This is a genomic window from Microcystis sp. LEGE 08355 (genome assembly GCF_015207185.1).
Taxonomy (GTDB): domain Bacteria; phylum Cyanobacteriota; class Cyanobacteriia; order Cyanobacteriales; family Microcystaceae; genus Microcystis; species Microcystis panniformis.
In genome coordinates this window covers 1-4,026 of the sequence record NZ_JADEXI010000427.1, presented here as the reverse complement: position 1 = coordinate 4,026, position 4,026 = coordinate 1, and the positions used below count along the sequence as shown (strand labels likewise).

The window sequence follows — 4,026 nt, the reverse complement described above, 5'->3', positions numbered from 1 at the left end:
CAGCGCGCAGGGTTTGTTCCCCTCCGATAACCGGGCTACTGGCAGCATCGGCACTCCGAAAAACCGCTTCTGAGCGGGCTATTGGCACGGGATTACTGGTATTACCCACTTGGATAGAAACCGTTTCTTTCGGCACTAAACCGAGGGCTTGTAACACGATTGTCGCCTGTTCTCTAGCTTGTTCCGTGGCTTTGATGAGAGCGGTTCTTTGGGCAGCTGCGATCGCTGATTCTCCAGCCGTAAAACTGACCCCATCGATGCGTGTTGCCCCGACTTTCACCGCTTCATCGATTAAACTCCCCGCTTGGGCTATATCAATCTGAAAACTAATCAAATTAGCCCCGATATAACCGATTAAACGTCTTTGATTGTTGCTGAAGTCGTAATTGGGCTGTAAACTAATGCCGGTGGTTTCCAATTTTTCCACTTGACGGGAACGGAGAAATTTAACCACCGCATCGCTACGATTGGCGGTTTCCTGCTGCACTTTCCCCGCTTCTTTGCCTTGAACTTCTACCCCTAAGCGCACTATTGCCTTAGAAGTGGCGATATTTTCTATTCCTTCTCCCGTCACGGTAATTGTCCTCAATTCTCTTGCGTCTGCGTAACTAGGCATAACTAATCCAGTGTTGATGAGGATAAGGGACAGCAAAAAGGCCCAGCAAAATTTTTGGTAATTCATGAAAAATCCGTAGCGATCGATACTATATTTCGATTCTAGCCTTTATTTTGGGCAATTGAGTTGCAGATTATCCCTTTTCCGTCACTTTCGCAATATTGGTGACTAAGCTCTGGGAACTTGAAAAGGGGCCTTTAAGCAAGATTGGTGACTCTCTTCGGTTTGGTGGGTAAAATGTATTCTAAGATACAGTCGTGCGCTCAAGTGAGTGTAAAGAACCACAGAGACACAAAGGACACAAAGACCGATCGCTATTATATAAGTTAAACTTGTCACACAAAGAATAAGAGAGCCGATTGGTTCGCACACTGGTGCTGTTGATTAAAAAGATAAATTCTCAAAACTTGCTATGATCTGACAAGATTGTTAATGCACTTTCTCGGCTTAATTATCCCCTACAATGACTCGCCAAATTCACGACCAATTTGCCAAGGAATATTTAGAGGAACTCTTAGCGTCTCTAGGAACGATTAAAAAGAGCAAGAAAGTCAAGAGTGAAGTCCAAGAAATCGATGTTTGGTTTGAACCAGCCAGTTCAGCATCAAGGACTGAATTACCCTTGGGTTTACTCGGTAAAATGGCGGCGACTTGCTGCTTATTTGAACCCTTCCGTAACCCCCCCTCCGAGGTAGAGATTCGCAGTTGCATCTCAAAGTTATACGCGGTTCATGGCGAGGTCTTGAGGAAGGCGAAACGGACAAACAAAACTCTAACTGAAGCTGAACTACCAGTTCTCTGGATTTTAACGCCTACTTTTTCAGCGAGAATGATTGAAGAAGTCGTGGGAATCCCCCCTTCATTCCTACCGGAAGAGGGGATGAAAGAGGAGTGGGGAAAAGGAGTTTATTTTTCCCCTAGTCTATTCAAAACAGGAATTGTCGCCATCCATCAATTACCAATCAATGAGGAGACTTTATGGTTGAGGGTGCTAGGGAAAGGAGGGACACAGAAACGAGCAGTAGAAGAATTAGTGCAATTGCCTGAAGGGAATCCCTTCCAAGAGAATTTACTGGAAATTCTGGCCAACTGGCGCAAGAGTTTGGAATTAAGAGATAATTTAAGTACCGAAGAACAGGAGGAGATTATGAACCTATCACCAGCTTATTTACAACAACGGGAAGAGTGGAAACAAGAAGGGATACAAGAAGGGATACAACGAGGGATACAACGAGGCAGTTTAGAAGAACGGTATTCCCTGATAACCAGTCTTCTGGAAGGACGGTTTGGCCCCCTAGATGCAGAATTATCTGGTCTGGTGGGACAGATTGCCCAACTTCCCATCTCGGAACGCACCGGGTTACTTCTTTCTCTGGCCAATTTATCTCGCTCAGAACTGTTAGAAAGATTCAGGGAAAATTAAACTTTCAATCCCAATCTCAAAAACAGACAATTAAAATTCCCGATGAACAATCATTTCCAAATCCTGAAGAACCTTAAATGTCCTGCTTATTTTGCTAGACTAAAGAAGTCCCAATTCTTGATTAGCCTGAGATAGGAAGGATTATGGTCAATCAAATCAGCATTGTCATCTCCAAGAATCCCGACGGATATTCACTCAAATCTCCTGAACTAGCAGCAATTGATTACCAGGATAGCTCTCTAGAAGGCGTTTTAAATCGACTGAAAGATGCCCTAGAAACTCATCTGATGGCTTCTGATATATCTCAAGAGGAGACTGGACAATCAATTTTAAAGATAGTTGATAAGTTGAATCTGAACTTCCCTGAAGAAGAACTTGAGCCGCTTCCATCCGACGGTGCAGAAGAGCATGACCATTATCTTTATGGGAGTCCCAAGAAAAGGCAATGAAACAAATTTTTGCCGACACTTTCTACTGGGTTGCTTTAATCAATCCCCAAGATAATTGGCATCAACGAGCCAGAGAAGTTACGTCCAGTCTCAAAAACGTTAAACTTGTGACGACGGATGAAGTTTTGGTAGAGCTACTGAATTTTATCTCAGTCCGGGGAGCAAATCGGAAGCGACGTACTGTCGAATTTATCGATAATCTGCTCCAGAATCCCCGCCTTCAAGTCATTCCGCAAAACTGAGAATCATTCCTGCAAGGCTTCGAGTTATACCGCCGCCGTCCAGACAAAGAATATAGCCTGACAGATTGTATTTCAATGACGGTTATGCAGCGCTTAAAAATCAGTCAAGTGTTAACTCACGACAATCATTTTCAGCAAGAGGGTTTCATAATTCTATTTGAATAACAGAGGGAAAATTAAACTTTCACTCCCCCTAAGCTAGGAAAAACTGTCCCCCAGCATTAATGGTAGTTTGTCGGCTGAATTATGGACAAATCTCGCTCGCGGAACAGTTAACAATCAACAGTCAACTGATAAAAACCCCTCCAATTAATGAAGGGGAATTGTGGGATTTTATTGATGGTATTAGGAGACTTGGTAGTGATCCGATAGTAGTGGCGTAGCTCTCTTGCTTATCTAGCCTGAGTTGTGTAGAATATTGACTAATAAAAATAATTACCTGACAAATGTCAAGAATTTGCTTTTTATGATTGCTGTTTTTATCAATATCTTGTCTTGGCTCATTAAACTTTGGTGGGATGGCGATGAAGATTTAGAACAGAATCTTCTAACAAAAGATTCACAAGGTTCAATATTTCGTTGTCCTAAATGGGGTTCTTGCCATACCCTCAAAAATGGTTCTACACATAATGGCAAACCCAAACGTCAGGGTAAAGATTGTGGTCAACCGTTGGTAATTAATCCTAGTAATAAAACCGTCTCTAACGAAACCAAAAAATTAATAGCTCTACTGCTGCTAGAAAGAATTTCTCGGCGAGGTATTGCTAGAGTAACTGGAGTGAGTTGGTCATGGTTACAAAACTATGTTAATAATAAATTTAGCCAAGTCCCTCGCCAGGTATAGGTAACAGACAAACCTAAAGGCAAATTAATCATAGAAATTTCTGCTATGAGTTATTTACCCTGAGAGAAGCCGAAGGGTGGTCATTCGTATTTTCTCAGAAAATCAAGGTATATATTTGGTTAGCTATCGATAGAACTATCCGAGAAATAATTGGTTGTTATTGAGGAGATAGAAGCCGTGAATCAGCTAAAAAGATCGGGAAAAGTCTTCCAGGAGTTGAGCGACAATGTGCTGTTGCTTACACAGACTTTTGGGAGTCCTATAAGACAGTAATTACTCGTAAACGTCATCGGGCAGTAGGTAAAGAAACCGGTCAAACTAATCCTATTGAAAGATTAAATAATACCTTTCGACAAAGGATTTCTCGGCTGGTGAGAGAGAGTCTATCTTTCTCTAAAAAAATGGAGAATCACGTTGGGGCTGTTTGGTATTTTATCCATGACTACAATGCA

The 4,026-nt window shown here is 42.1% G+C and carries 3 protein-coding genes and 2 pseudogenes; 4 read left to right on the top strand and 1 reads right to left on the bottom strand.

Annotated elements, in window-relative coordinates; translation table 11 throughout:
* The coding region (locus IQ242_RS18460; RefSeq protein ID WP_193960970.1) for an SIMPL domain-containing protein at positions 1 to 682 on the bottom strand (682 nt) is incomplete at its 3' end.
* Between the two features lie 397 nt (positions 683 to 1,079).
* Here IQ242_RS18460 and IQ242_RS18455 point away from each other — a divergent pair.
* From IQ242_RS18455 to IQ242_RS18440, 4 genes and pseudogenes are all read left to right on the top strand, one after another.
* A complete protein-coding gene (locus IQ242_RS18455) occupies positions 1,080 to 2,039 on the top strand; it encodes a hypothetical protein (protein ID WP_193960969.1) in 960 nt (319 codons plus the stop codon).
* A 143-nt stretch (positions 2,040 to 2,182) separates the two neighbouring features.
* Positions 2,183 to 2,488: a hypothetical protein gene (locus tag IQ242_RS18450; protein ID WP_002772397.1), complete on the top strand. Its 306-nt coding sequence runs from the start codon at positions 2,183 to 2,185 to the stop codon at positions 2,486 to 2,488.
* Positions 2,485 to 2,895, top strand: a pseudogene (locus IQ242_RS18445) (type II toxin-antitoxin system VapC family toxin). Before IQ242_RS18450 ends, IQ242_RS18445 begins: the two are co-directional and overlap by 4 nt.
* Before the next feature lie 406 nt (positions 2,896 to 3,301).
* A pseudogene (locus IQ242_RS18440) lies at positions 3,302 to 4,026 on the top strand (IS1 family transposase); the annotation flags it as partial.

Coding starts and splice junctions, on each gene's coding strand:
- IQ242_RS18455 (WP_193960969.1), top strand. CDS start 1,080: ATGACTCGCCAAATTCACGACCAATTTGCCAAGGAATATTTAGAGGAA.
- IQ242_RS18450 (WP_002772397.1), top strand. CDS start 2,183: ATGGTCAATCAAATCAGCATTGTCATCTCCAAGAATCCCGACGGATAT.